General features: G+C 71.5%; 15 protein-coding genes. 1 reads left to right on the forward strand and 14 read right to left on the reverse strand.

From position 1 onward, the window contains the following. Positions 1–119 precede the first annotated feature (119 nt). Positions 120–2,753, forward strand: a complete 2,634-nt coding sequence (locus D9C15_RS18190) for an ATP-binding protein (RefSeq protein WP_127999853.1) — start codon at positions 120–122, stop codon at positions 2,751–2,753. A 356-nt stretch (positions 2,754–3,109) separates the two neighbouring features. Here D9C15_RS18190 and D9C15_RS18195 read toward each other — a convergent pair whose 3' ends face one another. From D9C15_RS18195 to D9C15_RS18260, 14 genes are all read right to left on the reverse strand, one after another. After that, positions 3,110–5,821 (reverse strand): CoA-binding protein, encoded by a 2,712-nt coding sequence (locus D9C15_RS18195; protein WP_127999855.1) that lies wholly within the window; start codon positions 5,819–5,821, stop codon positions 3,110–3,112. Between the two features lie 11 nt (positions 5,822–5,832). Then, positions 5,833–7,116: an ATP citrate lyase citrate-binding domain-containing protein gene (locus D9C15_RS18200; RefSeq protein WP_127999857.1), complete on the reverse strand. Its 1,284-nt coding sequence runs from the start codon at positions 7,114–7,116 to the stop codon at positions 5,833–5,835. Between the two features lie 19 nt (positions 7,117–7,135). Continuing rightward, complete coding sequence (locus tag D9C15_RS18205) at positions 7,136–8,650, reverse strand: tripartite tricarboxylate transporter permease (RefSeq protein ID WP_205854847.1); 1,515 nt, start codon at positions 8,648–8,650, stop codon at positions 7,136–7,138. Then, complete coding sequence (locus D9C15_RS18210) at positions 8,647–9,096, reverse strand: tripartite tricarboxylate transporter TctB family protein (protein WP_127999862.1); 450 nt, start codon at positions 9,094–9,096, stop codon at positions 8,647–8,649. The genes D9C15_RS18205 and D9C15_RS18210 overlap by 4 nt, the downstream gene beginning before the upstream one ends. Before the next feature lie 49 nt (positions 9,097–9,145). After that, complete coding sequence (locus D9C15_RS18215) at positions 9,146–10,129, reverse strand: tripartite tricarboxylate transporter substrate binding protein (protein WP_127999864.1); 984 nt, start codon at positions 10,127–10,129, stop codon at positions 9,146–9,148. A 131-nt stretch (positions 10,130–10,260) separates the two neighbouring features. Further along, positions 10,261–11,598, reverse strand: a complete 1,338-nt coding sequence (locus D9C15_RS18220; RefSeq protein WP_128000124.1) for a sensor histidine kinase — start codon at positions 11,596–11,598, stop codon at positions 10,261–10,263. Between the two features lie 62 nt (positions 11,599–11,660). Next, positions 11,661–12,329 (reverse strand): response regulator, encoded by a 669-nt coding sequence (locus D9C15_RS18225; RefSeq protein WP_127999866.1) that lies wholly within the window; start codon positions 12,327–12,329, stop codon positions 11,661–11,663. Positions 12,330–12,606: 277 nt separating this feature from the next. Next, positions 12,607–13,437 carry a class I SAM-dependent methyltransferase gene (locus D9C15_RS18230; RefSeq protein ID WP_127999868.1) on the reverse strand — a complete coding sequence of 277 codons (831 nt, stop codon included), beginning with the start codon at positions 13,435–13,437 and terminating at the stop codon, positions 12,607–12,609. A 149-nt stretch (positions 13,438–13,586) separates the two neighbouring features. Beyond that, entirely contained in the window at positions 13,587–14,927 is a 1,341-nt protein-coding gene (locus tag D9C15_RS18235) for a vanadium-dependent haloperoxidase (RefSeq protein WP_127999870.1), read from the reverse strand. A 53-nt stretch (positions 14,928–14,980) separates the two neighbouring features. After that, complete coding sequence (locus D9C15_RS18240) at positions 14,981–15,814, reverse strand: alpha/beta fold hydrolase (RefSeq protein ID WP_127999872.1); 834 nt, start codon at positions 15,812–15,814, stop codon at positions 14,981–14,983. Between the two features lie 154 nt (positions 15,815–15,968). Continuing rightward, positions 15,969–17,930 (reverse strand): winged helix-turn-helix domain-containing protein, encoded by a 1,962-nt coding sequence (locus D9C15_RS18245; RefSeq protein ID WP_127999874.1) that lies wholly within the window; start codon positions 17,928–17,930, stop codon positions 15,969–15,971. A 17-nt stretch (positions 17,931–17,947) separates the two neighbouring features. After that, on the reverse strand, positions 17,948–18,367 hold the full coding sequence (locus D9C15_RS18250) for an ester cyclase (RefSeq protein ID WP_127999876.1): 420 nt from the start codon (positions 18,365–18,367) through the stop codon (positions 17,948–17,950). A gap of 32 nt (positions 18,368–18,399) precedes the next feature. Continuing rightward, positions 18,400–19,365, reverse strand: coding sequence for a DMT family transporter (locus D9C15_RS18255; RefSeq protein WP_127999878.1), 966 nt, complete (start codon positions 19,363–19,365; stop codon positions 18,400–18,402). A 29-nt stretch (positions 19,366–19,394) separates the two neighbouring features. Beyond that, positions 19,395–20,108 carry a helix-turn-helix transcriptional regulator gene (locus D9C15_RS18260; protein ID WP_127999880.1) on the reverse strand — a complete coding sequence of 238 codons (714 nt, stop codon included), beginning with the start codon at positions 20,106–20,108 and terminating at the stop codon, positions 19,395–19,397. Positions 20,109–20,122: the final 14 nt, after the last annotated feature.

A 20,122-nucleotide genomic window follows, 5' to 3' on the forward strand; every position in this document is an offset into this window, starting at 1 on the left:
GCGCCGCAGCGAGCCGGCACTGTCGGTGCACGGCCGCCGGAAGTCGTCTCGGCACGGTCTCGAAACCGTCTCGGCCGCTGCGACGGCATTCGTTACAGTCGCCGCGACGCCAGCGCGCCATGACGATCGCCCCGCCCGCCTCCACCGCCCTCGCCTTCGGCCCCTACGTGCTCGACGAGGCCGCCGGTCGGCTGCGCCGCGACGACGGCAGCCCGCTGGAGCTGCCGCCGCGCGACTTCGCGGTGCTGTGCTTCCTCGCCGGCCGCGCCGGCCGGCTGGTGACCAAGGACGAACTGCTCGACGCGGTCTGGGGCCACCGCCACGTCACCGAGTCGGTGCTGAAGACGGTGGTCAGCCGGCTGCGCGCGGTGCTCGGCGACGATCCCAAGCACCCGGCCTACATCGAGACGGCACCGCGGCGCGGCTACCGCTTCGTCGCCGTGCCGCGGGTGCTGGCATCGGCCGCGGCGACGGCTCCTTCGCTGGCGCCCGTGCCCCCCGCGCCGGCCGGCGGCAACCTGCCGCCCGCGCTGCCGCCGCTGCATGGCCGCATCGGCGACATCGCGGCGATCTGCCGACAGCTCGAGGCGCAGCGCTGGGTCACGATCACCGGGCCCGGCGGCATGGGCAAGACCCGGCTCGCCCAGGCCGTCGGCCAGCAGCTGCGCGGCCAGTTCCGCGACGGCGTGTTCCTGGTCGAACTCGCCGCGCTCGCCGACGGCGCCGCACTGCCCGGCACGATCGCCCACGTGCTCGGGCTGCCCGGCAAGGCGGCGCAGGCCTCGGCCGAAGCGCTCGGCCGGGCGCTGTCCTCGCTCGAGCTGCTGCTGGTGCTCGACAACGCCGAACAGATCGCCGCGGCCGTGGCGCCGCTGGCCGTCACGCTGCTGGCGCACGCGCCGTCATTGCGGCTGCTGGTGACCAGCCAGACGCCGGTGCGCGGCAGCGGCGAGACGCTCTACCGGCTGCACGGCCTGCCGGTGCCGCCCCCCCCGGCGGCAAACGACCGCCGACGCACGCCGCGCGCCCCGGTGCCGGTGCCCGGCAGCATGGCGCCCGCAGGCGCCAGCAACGCCGTCTCGCTGTTCGTCGAGCGGGTGCAGGCGCTGCTGCCCGGCTGGTCGCTCGCCGAGAGCGACCTCCCCGCCGTGCACGACCTCTGCCGCCGGCTCGACGGCATCCCGCTGGCGCTCGAACTCGCCGCCGCGCGCGTGCCGCTGCTCGGCGTGGCCGGCGTGCGCGAGCGGCTGGACCACCGGCTGCAGCTGCTGACCCGCGGCGCCCGCAGCGCTCCGGCGCGGCAGCAGACGCTGGAGAACGCGCTGCAGTGGACCTTCGAGCTGCTCGACCCGCTGCGCCAGGTGGTCTGGCGCCGGCTCGGCGTGTTCACCGGCAGCTTCACGCTCGAGGCGGCGCAGCAGGTCGCCGCCGACGACACGATCGACGAATGGGCGGTGCTCGATGCGCTCGACACGCTGGTCGACCATGCGCTGCTGCAGACCCTGCCCGGCGCTACGCCGCGGCTGCCGCTGCGCTACCGCCTGCTCGAGAGCCCGCGCGCCTTCGCGCTCGCGCAGCTGCAGGCCGCCGGCGAGGAAGCGCGGCTGCGCGAGCGGCATGCACGCGCGCTGCTCGGCCTGCTGCAGCACATGAGCAGCCGCTGGCTCGACACACCGACGCTCGAGTGGCAGCAGCAGGTGCTGCCCGACCTCGGCAACCTGCGCAGCGCCTTCGCGTTCGCCCGCGCCGAGGCGGCACGCGCGCCGCTCGCGCTGGCGCTGGCGGCCTGGGGCGTCTCCCTGTGGCTGGCCGGCGACGCCACGCGCGAGGCGGTGGCGGCGGTCGACGCGGTGGCCCCGCACATCGACGACCCCGGCGTCGAGGCGGCGACACGCGCACGCTACTGGCTCGCGATCGCGCAGCTCGGCACCGCGATGCTGGTGCCGGCGGACCGCGGCCATGCCGCCGCCGGCCAGGCGCTCGAGGCGGCCCGCGCGCTCGGCGACACGACCGCCATGTACTGGGCACTCAGCCACCGCATCGCCACCGCCCAGTGGGCCGATCCGCAGTTCGACAAGGCCGGCGCGCTGGCTCAGATGCGCGCGCTCGAGGCGCCCGACTGGCCGCCGCTGCGCGGCCGGCTGCTGCGCTTCGCCCTCGCGCTCGACGAGATGTATGCGAACCGCTGGCCCGAGTGCCGCGACCGCTTCCGCGCGGAATACGAGCTCGCGCGCCGCCTCGGCGACCTGCGCACCGCGTGGATCGCCGGGGCCAACCTGGCGCATGCGCTGATCGTGCTCGATGCGCCGGCCGAGGCACTGGCCGTCTCGCGCGAGGTGGTCGCGCAGGCGCGCGAGCACGGCCGGCTGCGCACCGCCTGGGGCGCGCTGAACATGCAGGGCGTGGCGGCGATCCGCCTCGGCGAGCGCGCCGAGGCCGAGGCGGCGATGCGCGAACTGCTCGCGTTGCAGACGGTCGACGGCTCGCTCGCCTGGACGATCGACCACTGGCCGGCGCTGCTGCGACTGCGCGGCGACCAGGACAACGCCGCGCGCCTGGTCGGCCTCGCCGATGCGATGGCCGCGCGGGCCAGCGCACCGCGTGGCGTGCTGCCGCGCAAGCTGCACGAGGAGGACGTGGCTGCGCTGCGGGCGAGCCTCGGCGACGCGGTGCTCGCCGAGCGCCGTGCCGAGGGCGCGGCCTGGCAGGAGACCGACCTGCAGCGGGTGGTGCGCGGCACCGCGCCGGGCTGAACGGGCTCGGACGCGGCCCGCGCAGGCACGGCACGACGAAGCACGGTCGTCAGGCGCCGGCGTCCTCGAAGAGGGCCACCGCGCGTATCCAGCCGGCCGAGGCGGTGCGCGAGGTGCTGCTGCGCATCGACGAGTCGGCGGCTGCGCGGCCTGCTGCAGCAGGCGGCACGGGCGATGCCGTCCGACACGTGGCGCACGACCTGTGTGCCGATGTTCTCCGCGACGCCCTTGATGCCGACCTCCATCGACGACCGCCGGAACGGTGGCCCGTTCGCCGACGTGCATCGGCACCGTCGTCATGAGCGGGTGGGCCGGCCGTGGCACGCGCTTCTCCGTTCCCCCAGGCCGGGCAACCGTCACAGGACATGCGCGCAGTTCGCCTCCGGTGTGCGCGTGTCCATGTTCCGGCCGCGGTTCAGGTGGTCGTCGATCTCGGCGGCGGCGCCGATCATGCGGCCGTAGAGGAAGACGTTGAACGCCGCCGTCTCGAGCTCGCGCTCGCCGAGGGCGCCGCTGCGGTAGTCGGGCCACAGCACGCCGAGCAGCAGCGCGGCGATCACCGCATCGACGTTGACGCAGAACACGTACGGCGTCGCGCCCTCGTCGTAGAGCGCCTGCACCAGCTCGACGTAGAAGGCGTGGAACACGTTGTACTGGCCGCGCTCGGCGAGGAACTTCGCGATGAAGCGCTCGCGCGGGTCGTGGTTCACCGGCTTGCCCTTGAACACCGGGTGGTGCACGCCGGGCAGCGCCCGCAGCTCCTGGCCGAGCTCCTTGGCCGCGCCCTTCTCGGCCTTGTAGGCCTTCGCGAAGGCGCTCGCCATCGCCTTCAGGTCGATGCCGTGCTGCGGGTCGTTCGGGTCGCGCAGGTCGGCGCTGCGGAACTGCGCGAGCAGGAAGGCCATGCCCTCGTAGCCGTTGCCGCCATGGCTGTAGCCGCTGTGCGTCAGGAAGCCGGCCATCGCCTTGTTGATCTGCACGCGGCCGGGCGTCTGCGGGCCGTCGGCGGCGACCGCCCCCTTCGCGCCCTGCGCGGTGATGGAGCCCGGCCCGTTGCTGATCAGCAGGCCGATCAGGATCTGCAGCGGCAGCGCCTGCTCGGGCGTGGGCTTCTTGCCGGTGATCGCCAGGAAACAGAGATCGGCCATGGTCCACGAGCCATAGCGTTCGGCCTGCGAGATGCCGGCGAGCGACCCCCACTGATGCAGCGGCGCCGGGATCGACGCGCCGACCATCGTGCCGTACAGGCGCAGGTACCAGGGCAGCGTCTCGGCGGTCAGCCGGCTGATGCGCTTGCGCACCAGCGGACCCCAGGCGATGGTGGTCGCGATCGCGGCGAGGATCGCGTCGCGCGACAGCCGACCGCCCTGCCTGAGCAGCAGGTCGAGGAAGACCGACTTCGCACCGCGCTCACGCACCGCCTGCAGCATCGCCTCGGGGTGCGAGTCGCCTGCCTCGTCGTCGCGGGCCAGGAACAGCGCGCGCGTCGGAGCGTCGAGCTTCACCGTCGACAGGTCGAAGTCGACATGGTGGCCTTCCTTCAGCGTGGTGCCGATGAACAGGTCGATCAGCGCGCGGCTGCAGGCGAGTGCACGCTCGACGCGCCTGGGCCCGACGATCGTGACGGCGGCGGCCATCACGGTGTTCGGCGAGTTGCCGCCCTCGCGCGCGGCCTCGGCGGCGGCGAGCATCGGCGTGCCGACCAGGTTGACCTCGGCGGCCACCGCGATGTCGAGCAGCGCGCGGTCGTTCGGCCCGGCGCCCTCGTGCACCAGCGGCAGCGCGAAGTTGGCCTGCAGCGGCTGCAGCGCGAGCTCGAGCACCGAATGGCCGTGCACCGAGGTGACCTGCGACTTCGGATCCATCACCGACGCGCCCGACTTGTCCTTCATGTTCTGGCGTGCGATCACCGCGCCGACCTGGCGCTTCAGCTCGGCGATCTGCGCGGCATAGGGCTCGGGCGCGATCACCGGCGCCAGCGCGAGCGCGGCCGGCAGGTCCAGCCCCTGGTCGTTGGCCATCCACGGCTTGAGCGTCAGGCTGCCGCGCGGCGCGAAGTCGGGCTTCGCGCCCGACAGCGCCATCACCGCGGTGAGCGCGGCCGGGATGTGCGCGATGTTCGTGACCACCGCGCCCTTCTTCGAGACCACCGGGTGCTCGGGCGTGAACACCGCGTCGACGCCGAACGCGTCCATGAACCAGCGTTCCTTGTCGGCCGCGCTGTCGCCCGAGCCGGCCATCGCGCCGGCATGGCCGACCGCGCGCGTGAGCTTGGACTTCCAGCGCCCGACGACACACGCGACCACCGGCTTGCCCCAGTCGACCGCGTGTTCGTAGTAGCCGCCGGGCTCGGCGTAGAGCACCGCGGCGCGCGAGCGGCCGTCGTGGCGCAAGGCGTGGGCGAAGTCGCGCGCGGCGTAGTGGATGTAGACGTCCTTGCCCGAGGAGACCAGCGTCGTCGTTCCCCAGCCTTCGGTGGCGAGGTATTGCGCGATCGTCGTCGTGAAGCCGCCCGAGTTCGAGAAGATCGCGACCGTTCCTTGCAGCAGCGTCTCCTCCGGATGGTCGCCGCCGAGCGCGCCGCCGATGCGCGTGCGGTTCCACGAATCGGCCACGCCCAGGCAATTGCCGCCGATCACGTCGACGCCGGCGCCCTGCGCCATCGCGCGGATCTCGCGTGCGTCGTGCACCGCGATCTTCTCGGTCACGATGACGATCTTGCGCAGGCCCGGGTTGACGCGGATGAGTTCCGCGACGCCGTCGCGCACGCCCGAGGGCGGCAGGTAGACGACGCCGGTGTCGAACGCGTGGCCGGCGTTCAGTCCCTCGCGCACGCTGTTGAACACCGGGATGTCGCCGATCGCGGTGGGCAGCACCTGCCCGCCGCGGCCCGGCGAGGTGCCGAACACGACGTTGCCGCCGGAGAAGACATGGCTGGTCGGCGTGACCTGGCGCGACTCGCCGCCCAGGATGTTCAGGACGCAGACGCGGTTGCCGCGGGTGGCCAGGTCGGCCAGCGAGCCGGTGCCCAGGTAGTAGGGCAGGTCGGGAATGCCTCGTGCATGCATGGGGTGCTCCTTCAGGCCGCGGCGCTGCCGATGTGCAGGTGGCGCGCGATCCGCTCGCGCCCGCCGGCCTTCATCCATTCGTCGATCTTCTTGGCGTAGTTCACGACCTCGGAGATCGCGCTGTCGAAGCCGAAGAAGCGGTACGGCAGGCCGAGCGCCTCGCAGGTGTCGGCCAGCGCGCCGAAGCCGCGCACCAGGTTCGGCCCGCCGCGGCCGACGACGACGTACAGCGGCGTCGGGCCATGCGTCGAGAAATGCTCGCGCAGCGCATCGCCCATCGCGCGCAGCGTCTCGTGGATGTCGGTGTTGTTCGACTTGCCGCCGATGATGAACAGCACGTTGCTCTGAGCGAGGAAGTGCCGGTAGCAGATGCGCGCCACCGCCTTCATCTTCTCGTAGGGCGGGTTGCCGCCGAAGTCGGAGCTGATGCTCGCGGCCTCGCCGAGCACCTCGGTGACCAGGCTGTTCGCGCCGCCGCCGAAGGTCGGCGCGAGGATGGTGCCGCGCTCGTTGATCACGAACACGTCGCTCTGGCCCTGGTGGGTGCGCAGCTCGTTGACCTCCTGCTCGAACGCGCCGACGTCGGCGGCGAACAGGTGCGCCGGCAGCTTGAGCCGCGCGACACGCGGGTCGTCGCGGTCGAAGCCGCACTTGAAGTCGCAGGCCACCGGCGTCAGCCGGCCGTCCTTGCCCGGCCGCATGCGGATCGGGTTCAGCTCCAGCGTCGTCATGCCGTAGTGGTGCATCAGCTCCCACAGCTTGGGCAGGTGCTGCACGAGCGGCGAGATCACCTCCTTCGGCGCGCCGATGTCGGCCAGCGCGTTGGCGATCACGAAGGCCTTCAGGCCGGTCAGCGCATCGAACGGGATCGTCGCGATCTCGCCCTTGCCGAGTTCCTCGATGTCGACGCCGCCCCGGTGCGTGATCGTGATCGTCGGGGCGCGGAAGCGCGTGTCGTCGGTGATCGAGAAGTAGATCTCGTGCTCGGCGGGCACGCCGCCCTCGAAGCTCACGCCGTTGGCCTTGGCGACCACGTTGCCGTGCCGGTGCTCGGCGAAGTACAGGCGCTCCTTCTCGGCGAGCGCGGTGCGCAGGTCCCGGGCACGGCCGATCAGGCCGGCCTTGCCCTTCTTGCCGATCGCGCCGCGGAACAGCGGCTTCACGAAGACCTGGCCGTGGCGCTTGATCAGCGCGGCGATCTCGTCCTCGCCGGCGTCGGGGCCGAGCACCTCGGCGGTGGGAAAGTCGACATGGCGCAGCAGCGGCGCGCCGTGCAGCAGACCGGTCAGTTGCATGGTGGGGTCTCCTTCGGGTTCAGGCCGCAACGGGCGGCGGCGTGCGGCGGCGCTGCATCAGGCGCAGCAGCGGCGGCACGAGGACCATCGCCAGCGCGCCCAGCCACAGTCCGACCGAGATCGGGCTCTCGACGAGGATGGACGCGTCGCCGTTGGTGATCGACAGCGCGCGGCGCAGGTTCTGCTCCATCATGTCGCCGAGCACGAAGCCCAGGATCAGCGGCGCCATCGGCACGCCCTGCTTGCGCAGCAGCCAGCCGGCCACGCCCAGCGCGGTCATCAGCAGCAGGTCGAAGGTGGTCGCGTGCACCGCGTAGACGCCCACCGCACTGACCGCCAGGATGCCCGGCACCAGCAGCCAGTTCGGCACGCGCAGCACCTTCGTGAACAGCCCGACCATCGGGATGTTGATGAACAGCAGGATCAGGTTGGCCACGAACAGCGACGCGATCAGGCCCCACACCAGCGTGGGCTGCTGCGTGAACAGCGCCGGTCCGGGCGTGATGTTGTAGAGCGCGAGCGCGCCCACCATCACGGCGGTGGTGCCCGAGCCCGGCACGCCCAGCGTCAGCATCGGCACGAAGGAGCCGGTGGCGGCCGAGTTGTTCGCCGCTTCGGGCGCGGCCACGCCGCGGATGTCGCCCTTGCCGAAGCTGCCTTCGGTGTCGGTCAGGCGCTTCTCCATCGAGTAGGTCATCGCGCTGGCGATCGTCGCGCCCGCCCCGGGCAGCACGCCGACGACGAAGCCGACCACGCTGGAGCGCACCGTGCCCCACCAGGTGCGGGCCATCTCGCGCAGGTTGAAGAGCTTGCGGCCGGTCTCGGTGATCATGCCGTCGCTGCTGTGGTGCTGCTCCAGCATCAGCAGGATCTCGCTGATCGAGAACACGCCGATCACGACCACGACGAACTGGATGCCGTCGGACAGGTGCACGTCGCCGCCGGTGAAGCGGTAGACGCCGGAGTTGGAATCCAGCCCCACGCAGGACAGCGAGAGCCCGATCACCGCGGCGATGCCGGCCTTCATCGGCGCCTCGCCCATCAGCCCGGCGATGCAGGCGAAGGCGAAGCACATCAGCGCGAAGTACTCGGCCGGCCCGAACGAGAGGGCCCAGCTCGCCAGCAAGGGCGCGAACAGCACGATGCCGATGGTCGCGATCAGCGAGCCGACGAAGGAACTCCAGGCCGAGATCGACAACGCCACGCCGCCCAGCCCCTGGCGTGCCATCGGGTAGCCGTCCAGCGCCGTCATGATCGCGCCGGCATCCCCCGGCACGTTGAGCAGGATCGACGAGATGCGCCCGCCGTACTCGCAGCCGATGTAGACCGCGGCGAGCAGGATCAGCGACGCTTCCGGCGGCAGCTTCATCGCGAAGGCGAGCGGCATCAGGATCGCGACGCCGTTGATCGGCCCGAGCCCCGGCAGCAGGCCGACCACCGTGCCGATCAACGCGCCGATCGCGGCGATGGCCAGGTTGGTCGGCGCGAGCGCGACGCCGAAGCCGGCCAGCAGGTGTTGCAGCACGTCCATCAGCGGCCTCCCAGCAGGAACGACAGCACGCCGGTTGGCAGCACCACGTCCAGCGCCTTGTCGAACAGGAAGTACAGCGTCACGCCGAGCCCGGCACCGGCGGCCAGCGCCTGCTTCAGGCTCCCGCCGAACACCAGGCCGAGCGGCACGGCCATCGCGGCGGTCGCCAGCGTGAAGCCGAGCAGCTCGAACAGCGCGGCGTAGACGGCGATGGCGGCGCCTGCCAGCAGCGTGGCGCGCAGCGGCACCGCGCGGTAGGGCGATGCGCCGCGCAGCGCCGGCCGGGCGAACAGCCACAGGCCACCGATCGCCAGCAGCCCGGCGAGCAGCATCGGGAAGGCCCGCGGGCCGACGGGTTCGTACGAGATGGCGGCGGCGTAGCCCTGCGCCGACCAGGCCATGCCGGCGGACGCGACGATGCACGCCGCACCGAGGATGCGGTCACTCATGGGGATCTCCTGAAGGGGCCGCGTCACCCGCGGCCCAGGCAAGCGCGGACTACTTCGCGGTGGTGGCCAGACCGAAGTCCTGGGCCAGCTTGCGGTAGTTGGCGACCTGCTTCTTGACGTACGCGTCGGCCTCGGCGCCGGTCAGCGCCATCGGGTACAGGCCGCGCTCGGCGCGCAGCTTGTCGAAGCCGGGGCTGGCGAGCAGCTTCGCGAAGGTGTCGGACCAGAGCTTCGCGTCGGCGTCCGAGACCTTCGGCCCGACGTAGAAGCCTCGCAGGATCGGCCACTCGATGTCGAAACCCAGCTCCTTCGCCGTGGGGACCTGGGCCAGGTCGCCGGGCAGGCGCTTGTCGGCCATCACCGCGAGCACCCGCACCTTGCTGCCCGCCTTGATCTGCTGCGAGGTCTCGGCGGCGTCGCCCGTGAACACGTGGATGTGGCCGCCCTGCAGCGCCGTCATGGCCTCGCCGCCGCCTTCGAAGGCGACGAAGCGCATGCCCTTCGGGTCCACCCCGGCCGCTCGGGCCACGAGGGCCGCCTTCATCCAGTCCTGGCTGCCGACCGTGCCGCCGGCGCCGAAGACGACCTTGGTCGGGTCGGCCTTCAGCGCCGCCAGCACGTCCTTCATCGACTTGAACGGCGAGGTCTCCGCCACCACGAGGGCACCGTAGTCGGTGCCGATGCCGGCGATCCAGCGCACGTCGTTCTCGTCGTAGCGGCCGAACTTGCCCTGCGCGATGTTCAGCAGCGAACCGCCGGAGAACGCGACGATGGTGTTGGCCGCGTCGGGCCGCTGCGCGACGATCGCGTTGTAGGCGACCGCCCCGATGCCGCCGGGCATGTAGGTCACGCGCATCGGATCGGCGATCAGCTTGGCGTCGGCCAGGCCCGACTGGGCGAGCTTGCAGGTCAGGTCGAAGCCGCCGCCCGGCTTGGCCGGGGCGATGCACTCGGTCTTGTCCAGCGGGCCGGCGCCGGCGGCGAAGGCGGCCAGGCCGAGCGCGGCGGCAAGGGTCGTGTGGATCAGTTTCATGTCGTCTCCTTCCGGGGTGGATCGCCTCGAACAGGGAGGTCGTCGAGGCATGGAGGCACGATAGGGAAGCGCGACTTTCAGCGCGCTTTCAGCCAAATCGCCAAACGCTGCGGGTTAACCCTCGGCCCGATTCAGGCGGCGTGCAGCGGCAGGACCAGTGCCGCCGACAGGCCCTGCCCGTCGGGGCCCGGCTCCACCTCGAAGCGGCCGCCGTGGCGCTCGGCGATCGAGCGCACGATGGCGAGGCCGAGCCCCGAGCCCGGCTGGCTCGCGTTGCTGGCGCGGAAGAAGCGCTCGCCGGCCCGCGCGCGCTCCGCCGCCGGGATGCCCGGCCCGTTGTCGAGCACCACCAGCCGCGCCGCGCCGCCCTCTGCGGCCACGCGCACGGTCACCTGTCCGCCGGCGGGCGTGTAGCGCAGGGCGTTGTGCAGCAGGTTCGACAGCGCCTCCTTGAGCAGCCCGGCATGGGCCTGCACCGGTACCGGCGCCTCCGGCACGTCCAGGCCGAGGTCGATCCGCCGGGCCTGCGCCTCGGACCACCAGGCGCGTGTGCCCTGCTCGGCCAGGGTCCGCAGGTCGAGCGGCTCCGAGACCAGCTCGGCGCTGTCGGTGCGCGCCAGCGCGAGCATCTGGTTGGTCTGGCGCACCGTTTCCTCGAGCTGCGCCTTGACCGCCCGCAGCGCGTCGTGCAGGCGCGCGGGATCGGGCTCGCGCAGCGCGTAGCCCACCTGCGTCGACAGCGTCGCCAGCGGCGTGCGCAGCTGGTGCGACGCGTCGTCGACGAAACGCCGGCGGGCCTCGGTGAGCCGGCGGGTGCGCTCGACGTGCTGGTTGATCGCCTCCACCAGCGGCTGCACGTCCAGCGGGATGCCCGCGGAGGCGATCGGCGTCAGGTCCTGCGGCGACCGCCCGCCGACCTCCTGGCGCAGCCGTGCCAGCGGGCGCAAGGCCCAGCCGATCGCCAGCACCAGCAGCCCGCCGGCGACCAGCACCAGCATCAGGTCGCGCGCCAGGGCCTGCAACACCAGGTTGCGCGTGAACTGTTCGCGCGACCTGAGTGTTTCGGCAACCTGGATGACGACCCGCTGCGCCTCCTCGTGCCCCGCCAGCGGACGCGGCAGCCGGCGCGCATAGCTGCCCACGCGGACCGGCTCGCCGAAATAGGCCGCGTCGTGGAACTGGGGCCGCCCGGTCTCGAGCGGGAGCAGCGGCGGCGGCAGGTCTGCGTTGCCGATCTCGACCAGGCCTTCTTCCGTCGCCACGCGGTAGTACACCGCCCCGCTGGCGGTGAGCTCGAAGAACTCGAGCATGCGGTAGGGCAGTTCCACCGCGAGGCCGCCGCTCTCGGTGGAGATGTTCGCGTCGATCGACTTGATGGCGCCGAGCAGCGAGCGGTCGTAGGCGGCGTTCGCGGCGTCGACCGCCGTGCGCCAGGTGAACCAGAGCTCGAGGCCGACCACCGCCAGCATGCCCGGCAGCAGCACGGCCAGCAGCGTCCGGCGCAGGCTCAGGCGGTGCCAGGCGTCCCAGTTCACCCGGCGCTCTCGAGCACGTAGCCGAGACCACGAACCGTCCGGATGCCGACCGGGCTGTTCTGCAGGCGCTTGCGCAGGCGGTGGACCAGCACCTCGATGACATCGGGCTGCACGTCCTGCTCGTCGGAGAACACGCGCTCCAGGATCTCCTGCTTGGACAGCGGCTCGCCGCTACGCTGGACCAGCGCGCGAAGCACCGCGTGCTCGCGCGGCGTCAGGCCGAGCGGCTCGTTGGCCAGGGTGAACTGCTTGGTGCCGGCATCGTAGACGAGCGGGCCGCAGGCGAAGCGCGGGTGGTCGCTGCCGCGCGCGCGGCGCACCAGGGCCACCAGGCGGGCCTCGAGTTCGGCGATGTCGAAGGGCTTGGCGAGGAAGTCGTCCGCGCCCTCGTGCAGCGTGCTGACGCGCTCGATCAGCGAGTCGCGCGCCGTGAGGATCAGCACCGGCAGCCGCTGGTCGGCCTCGCGCAGGTCGGCCAGCACGTCGTGGCCGCCGAGCCCGGGCAGGCCGAGGTCGAGGATCAGTGCGTCGTAGCGCGTGGCCTTGAGGCTGCGCCGGACCATCCGGCCGTCGTCCACCCAGTCGACCTGGAAGTCGCTCTGAGCGAGCGCACGCACCAGCCAGGTCGCCAGTTCGCGTTCGTCTTCGGCCAGGAGGATTCGCATGTCGTACCCGCTGCAAGCTCGTGCGCGTGCGCAGTATTCAACAGCCGCCGATGCCGCAGCAGCGGATTTGTACCCGTGACCGGCGGGCTCCATCAATGCACATCTTGTCGACAGGGCGACCGTGCCAGGACGACCACGAGGATCGGAAACCGCCCGACGCCGGCGACTGCTCGCGGCCGGTCAAGGCCTGTGGAAGGGCGGAGCCGAGCGGCGGCAGTCGCCCGCATGACGGCCCGCACCCGAACAGACGCGGCAACCAGAGGGCGTCGAAGGCGCATCATGGTTCGTTCCATCCCATCGATTCGGATGAGCTCGTCGTGGCCAGCATGCGCGCGCGCCTGACGGCCCGCGTGGCGATCGAGGTGGTGGTGTACCGATCGAGGGGCGTTGCCTCGACGCTCCACCCGTCTTCGTACAGATCTTCCAAGGCGAAGCCGGCGCGCAGCTGGCCACCGATCTGTTGCTCGAGGGTGTGGCCGAAGACGAGGGCTTCGTCTCGAGTGATCCTGTCGCGCACGCGCCCTTCGCCCGCGTGAACGAGGTCGCTGAACGGCTGCGGGTACACGACCCGCAACTCGCCAGACCGCAGCGCGTCGTCGTGATCGAAGAGAAAGTAGGCCGGGTTCATGAAGCCCGCCAGCAATGCGCCGCCTGGTCGAAGCACCCGGGCGCACTCGCGCCACACCGGCATCACATCGGCCACGAACAGGTTCGAGCAAGGATGGAAGATCAGGTCGAACGCGGCGTCGGCGAACACCGAAAGGTCGCACATGTCGCCCACGACGCATCGCAGGTCCAGCCCCTCACGATTGGCCACCAGGTGGTCCTTGGCGAGCTGCTCGGCGGACGCGTCCAGGCTCGTCACAACAGCGCCTGCAGCGGCCAGCACGGGTGCCTGTTGCCCGCCGCCCGAGGCGAGGCAGAGAACCCGCAGACCCGCCGGGTCTGCGAACCAGCTTCGAGGCACGGGCTTGTTGGGAGTCAGCACGACGTGCCAGTCACCGCGCCGGGCGCGCGCGATGGTCTCCGAGTCCACGGGGACGCACCAGCGCGAGCCGCCGCGTGACTCGAGCTCCCAGGCCCTTCGGTTGTGATCGAACACGTTCATCTGATCGGGTCCGTCAACCGAAGCGAGCGCCGGACACCGCCACCATCGGGGTCGTCGGACCTGGCGTCAGCGCCGCCAGGAACGTGCAGGACACGATTGCCCAGCGCTCGATCGGATCCACCACCCCGGCTCCATGGGCCCGCTGCGCTTCAGTACCGAGGCGTCAGCAGCGTGCCAAGCGCATGCCCGCCCACACGCTGCCCAAGCACCAGGCCCTGCGTCGTGGCAAAGCGGAAGTGCAGGCCCGCGCGCACGCGCGAGTCGGCGTTCTCGCGCGCCGCCTGGCTGAAGCTCGTGAACGAGCGCTGCGGGTTCGCAGCCGCCGCCGTGGGCGAGGTGACGCTGAACTTCAGCGCGTCACGGTGGAACGCATGCGCCAGCACGGTGGCCGCGGCGGCGCCGAGCGCGCTGTGGGTGGACGGGTGGTCCTGGATCGGCGGCGTGGGCAGGAACGAGTTCCAGCCGGCGTCCGGCAGCGTGGCGGGGTTGCCGTCCGTCGCCGCTTCGCGGATCGCCGTCACCGGACGCCAGAAGTCGTGGTGCAGCTTCGAGTCCCAGCCGGCGATGTAGCTGTCGGCCATCGCGACGTTGAGCAGCGCAAAGGTGCGTGCGCGCTCCCACAGGTCCTGCTTGTGGTCGCGGGCGACGACACGCGCCACGCGGTTCCAGCCGGCGTCGGAGAACTCGTACCAGAACGCGGCGTAGTGCGCCTGGTCGGGTGTCCGCGCCGCGTTTGCGGCGTCGCTGCCGCCGGCCTTCACCTCCTCGAAAGCCTCGGTGTACTCGGCGCTGCCGAGTGCGGGCGGCGGCGCCACGCGGAACTGGTCCGGCGAGCGCAACGCGAAGGGCTGCACCTTGCGCCAGTGCGGCATCAGGATGAAGTTCGTCCCCGGCACGAAGCGGTAGTTGCCGGGCGCGCTGCCCTCGCGGTAGGCCTCGGCGCCCTGGCTGCCATCGGCGGCCCGCTTGGCGAGCACCGCCGCGGCAGCGCGCTTGCCGGTGGCGACGGCGTCGGCCACCTCGGCGCCGATGCCGGCGTCGTGCAAGGTCTGGTCCAGGAACGCGCGCAGCAGGTCCTTCTGCGTCGGGTAGAGCGCGAGCAGCAGGTCATGGGCCGCAGCGCTGGCCGCGACGGCGGCCGCGGCTTCGTCCGAGCCGCGTGCGCCGCCCCGACGCTGAGCCGTCTGCTCGCCGACCGCGTACGTCGCATAGCGTCGCTTCACCGAGTTCACGGCATCGTGCATCGCCAGATGCGTCATCGCCAGCGAGCGCGAAGCGGTGAGTGGGTTGGCATAACCGTCGGCGGCCTTGATGACCTGGTGCGCGGCCTGGTTCCAGTCGAGCACGACCTGGTCGCAGCGGTCGCCGCACCAGGGGGAGTCGTCCTTGGCGAAGGCCGAGGTCAGCGTGAAGGCCGAGGCCAGCGCGACGGCGAGGAGTCGGCGCCGCAGTCTGCGCGGTTGGCGGCGGTTGCGATTCGAGGTTGACACGGGGGTTCTCCGTTGAAGCCTGATGAAGAAGAAAGGAAAGGAAGGAACACGCGTCAGGCTGGTGCCGGCTGCTTGTTCTGGAGCCGGCTCACCAGCCCCGCAAGCAGCGCGGCCAGTTCACCGGGATGGGACAGGTGGCAGAGGTGGCCGCCACCCGGGATCTCGATCACTTCGGTGTGGGGCACGCGCTCGCAGAAGATGCGCTGCACGCTTCGGATGTGCGACGGCGATTCGCTGCCGGTGACCCAGAGCACCGGCAGGCCGTCGAGCGCGCTCAGCCGGTCTGCATGCACCGCAGGGTCGTCGAACAGGCGGCACTCCAGGCGCACCTTGTGCATGCAGCTCGCGGCTTGCTCGCGACGGGCCGGCGACTGCGCCTCCCAGGCGTCGTAGAGCTTCCAGAAATGGAACATCGCGCGCGCCGCGTCGAGCTGCCGTGTCGGGTCCTGCAGCGACGTGAAGTAGCGCATGTGGCTGCGCACGTCGTGGTGCACGGCAGCGAAGCCCGGCTGCGACAGCAGACCGAAGAGCACCGGCTCGATCAGCACCAGTGCCGAGTAGCGCTTCGGATGCGCCAGGCAGGCGGCGGCCGAGACCAGCCCGCCCATCGAGTGCCCCATCAGCACGCGCGGGCCGGTGCCGTGCGGCGGCGGCGCGATGCGCGCCACTTCGACCTGCACGTCGTAGGGGGCTTCGAAGTCGAACTGCGGATCGTCGTAGCCCGCGAGGCGCGGTGTTTGCACGTGCCACGCACCGGGCAGGTGGGCGATCAACGCGTCCCACTGCGTCACGCCGGCCGCGCTGCCGTGGACCAGGGTGACGTGCGGCACGCCGTGGTCCGGTGTGCGGGCATCGACCGCGTCGGCCGCTGCGCTCCTGCTCATCATCTCGTTGACTCCGTCTCTGGTGCGCGCCGGCCGCGGGTGCAGCTGGCATGGACGGAAGTTTTCGCGAGCCGGCCCTGCGCGTCATGAGCGCGCGATGAGCCAGGGATGAGAAGACGATGAGCGCGGCCGCGGTCCGCGCGCCCGCGGGCTCAGTTCAAGGCTGGCGGAACCGGTAGCCGAACCGAACCACGGTCTCGATGGCACCGGCACGCGCGCCGAGCTTCCTGCGCAGGCCGAGCACCAGCGCGTCGATCACGTTGCTGCCGCCTTCGTAGCGGGGGCCCCAGATGTCGTCGAGCAGGTCGCCGCGCTTGACGGCCTGGCCTTCGCGCTGCATCAGGTAGGCGAGCAGTTCGAACTCGCGTGCCGACAGCGCGACGCGCCGGCCGTCGACGAGCACTTCGCGTGCCGCCTCGTCGATCCGCAGCGCGGCCGGGGCCTCCACCGTCACGCCGAGCGTGGTCGCGACCAGCCGCGACAGCCACCCATCCACCGACTGCGGCCCGAAGTCGAGGATCAGGCCCACGTGGCGCACGCCTTCCAGCTCGACATCGATCTCGGGCGCGAACTCGAAGCCGGCCTGCCGAAGGAACGGGTCGAGTTCGGACACCTGCCGCAGGTAGGTGTACAGGCGCCGCAGGTTCGGGCGCAGCTCGAGGTAGGCGCGCTTGATGTCGAGCATCAACGCGGCCTCGATCTCCAGCGGCTGCGGCGACTCGGCATCCGCCAGCACCCGGCGCATGAACAACACCCGGTCGCCCGGCGCCAGCTCGGCGCCACGCACATGCTGGCGCCAGCGGGCCACCACCGGGTCGAGACGCTCGAGCGCCTTCGGGACGTCGGCGGCCTCGGCCAGGCAGTAGAAGCCGTTGACCTGGTTCTGCGCATTCCGGGTCACGCGGAAGGCGCCCGGCAGATGCGACCACCAGGCCGCGATGCGCTGCGCGCCCGCATCGCCGTCGTGCTGGCGGGCGATGGCGACGATGTCCGGCAGGTCGCTCGCACTCGCCGATTCCACCGCCATCGGGCGGCTGCCGGCCGGAAAGAACACCTCGCGCACCGCCGGTGCCTGCACCATGAAGAGCATGTCGGCGGTGTAGCGCCACAACGCGGCGGGCGGGGCGTCGCGGCTCTCCTGCTGCAACTGGCGCCATGCGGCGCGGCGCGCCTCCAGGCAGCCGGCCGGGTCGGCCGAGCCGTAGTGCGCCGCGATTGCCTCGCGCACCACGTCGTGCAGCAGCAGCCCGTCGGCGGCGAGCGTGGTGATCGACAGCGCGGCAAGGCGCTCGAAGGTCGCCGCCGCATCGGCCTGCGGCAACAGCGCCTGCAGCAACGACACGGTGATGCGGCGCACCACAGAGGCCCGCTGCAGTGCCTGCCTCAAGGGGGGGTCGACGACATCCGCGAGGTACAGGCCGACCAGCGTCTCGACGACACCGGCCAGGTCGGACGGCTCCAGCAGCTGTCCGGGGTGGGCACGAAGCACGCCGCTGGCCAGCTTCAGCGCCAGCGGGTGGCCATGCGCGAAGCGCTGCGCCTGCATGGCCTGCTGCGGCGCCAGGCCTTCGGCGCGCAGCAGTGCCAGCGCATCCTCGCCCGGCAGGGGGCCGATCTCCTGCGATGCGAACAAGCCTTGCCAGCCCGGCGCCAGGCGCCAGGGGCCGACGGGCGGATCGCGCCCGACCAGCAGCAGCCGCAGGTGGAGTCCAAGCCGAGGCACGAACTCCTGTCGAAGCCAGGCATCGATCAGGCGGCAGCGCTCGTAGGTGTCGAGCACGATCAGCGTGCGCGCGGTCGCGCTGTTGAGCCGTGCCACCAACTCCGCAACGCTGCAGGATGCGATGCCGAGCTGGCGCGCCAGGCCATCGACGAAGCCTCGCGGGGACGGCTCGATCACCTGGCCGTCGAGCCACAGGACACGGGCACCTTCGGCCCTGGCACGTTCGGCGAATTCACGAGCCAGACAGGTCTTGCCCACGCCACCGAGGCCGTGCAAGGCGAAGACGAGCGGGCGCCCATCGCTCAGCAGCACATGCAGCGAGGCGAGCACGCCATCGCGGCCGATGCAGCGCTCGCGCTCACGCGCCACGAGGAGGTCTCGAATGGTCGGCGTCATCCCATGGTTCCCCGACTTCAGGACTCCGGGTAGTGCCCCAGTTGCTTCAACCCCGAGAGGTTGTCCCACTCGGCCCAGGCCTCGGCGATACGCCCGTTCTCCACCCGGTAGATCGCCAGGTACGTCGCCGCCAGCACGCGGCCGGACGCGGCATGCGGGCCGAGTGGTCCGGTCTGCGTGCCGCGGAAGCGGTGGCGCGCGGCCACCCGGTCGCCTTCGGCGACGAGGTCGTCGATCGCCTCGGTGGCATCCGGGAAGGTGGCGTACTCGCCTTTGAGGAAGTCGATCAGGTCGTCGCGTGACCGGATTCCGGGTTCTCCGCCAGCCGTGCTGTGGCGCGTGAAACCATCGGCGACCAGCGTGTGCAACCGAGGCCAGTCCTGGGCGTTGATGGCCTCCACGAAGCTGCGGACGAGTGCCTTGTTGGTCTCGGACATGGAGAACTGGGCGGGTTGGACGGTGGCAGGGCCTACACGGTCGGTGAGGCGCCGGCGGGTTTCGCGGCGGGCGCGCGGTCGCGATCGTCGACCGAGTGGGCTCTCGGACGATAGTCTGCCAACTCCTGTCTCACGACGCACAGCACGCCGCAGACCACCAGCAACAGCCCCAGGTACGCGGGACCTTCAGGCCTCTGCCCAAGCACGCCCACCGACAGCGCGAAGGCAACCACCGGTTCGCACAAGGCGAGGGTCACGCCCGTGGCCGGCGTGATGTGGCGCAGAGCAACGCTGAAGAGCAAGTACGGCACGCCCGCGGTGACGATGCCGGTGTACGCCACGGCGGCCAGGTCGGGGCCGGTGAATGCGGGTGCGCCGCCGGTCATCCACGCCGTCGGCACCGCGATGGCAGCGGCCACCCCGAAGGCCCTGAAAGTGATCGTCGACGCCGGTGCGGCATGGGCCATGCGCTGGTTGAGCAGCGTGTACGCTGCGTAGGAGAAGCCGGACAGCAGACACAGCAGGATGCCGCTGGCGCCACTGCCATCCACTGGACTTGTGCCGCCCAGCGTCATCAGTACACCGCCGGCAACGGCCACCAGCGTGCCCAGCCACCATGCGGCAGATGGCCTGTGCCTGTGCAGCATCGCCTGGAGCAGGCCGGCCCAGAGGGGGCCGCTGCCGAGCGCGATGGCGGTGCCCAGCGCCACGCCGATGATGCCGATGCCCGCGAAGAAGGCCAGGTTGTAGACCGCCATGCACATGCCGGCACCGAACACGTCGCGCGCCGACAGGCGGCCTCTGAACGGTGCACCGGCCGACGGGCGGGACGCGAGCGCACACAGAGCGAAGAAGGCACTGGCCGTGGCCAATCGCAACGCACCGAACCAACAGGCGGAGAGCGAGCCGCCCGCCAAGGATTGCGCCGTGCCGGTGGTGCCCCACAGCGTGGCGGCGCCGAGGACGAGCAGTACCCCAAGGAACGGATTCGGATTCATCGGCAGGATCGTCGATCCTGCCGCCCCGATCAAATGTCGAGAGACGCTCGAACTGGGTCCGCCGCCGCGGCTCGTACCCCCCGCGCGCCGATACCGCGCTCGCGGCGCAGCGCAAAGCACAACGCGCTGGCCCTCGCGTAGCCCACCTGCAGCGCAGCCGCCTCCAGCGGCAAACCCGCGCGGAGCAGGCGCTCGGCTGCATCGAGCCGGCGTTGCCGGACCCAAGCCAGGGGTGACAGCCCGGTCAGTTCCGCAAAGCGGGCGCGGAATCGCTGAGGGCTGAAGCGGCACAGGCTCGCCAGCTCGGCGACCGACCAGCCGCGATGCAGCTCGGCATCGACCGCCGTCGCAAGATGAGCAAGGTCGAGCCGCCGGCGCGTTTGCAGGGTCGGGGCACCGATGACGTCGGACAGCAGCACGTCGGCGTTGCAGGCACGCGGCTCGGCTCGCCATGCCGAGGGAAGCGCGAACCGCCGCAGGCGCTCGGTGCCACGCGTTGCATCGCAGTCCACCACCAGCACCTTCGCGGGCGAATCCGCGAGGTAGCCGTGACGAGACCCGGCAGGAACCACGAGGCCGCATGACGGATCGACAAACGCAGGTCGACCGTCCACCTCGAGCTGCAGGCTGCCCTGGATGCCCAGCAGCACTTGGGCGTGCGCGTGGCTGTGCGGCTCGTACGCGCCGAGGTAGCCGCGCACCGACATCGCTGGGTCGGAGAAGGACAAGCTGGCTGAGGCCATGATTGCCGGCATTC

Origin of the sequence: Piscinibacter defluvii, from assembly GCF_004011805.1 — a bacterium.
GTDB lineage: Bacteria > Pseudomonadota > Gammaproteobacteria > Burkholderiales > Burkholderiaceae_C > Piscinibacter > Piscinibacter defluvii.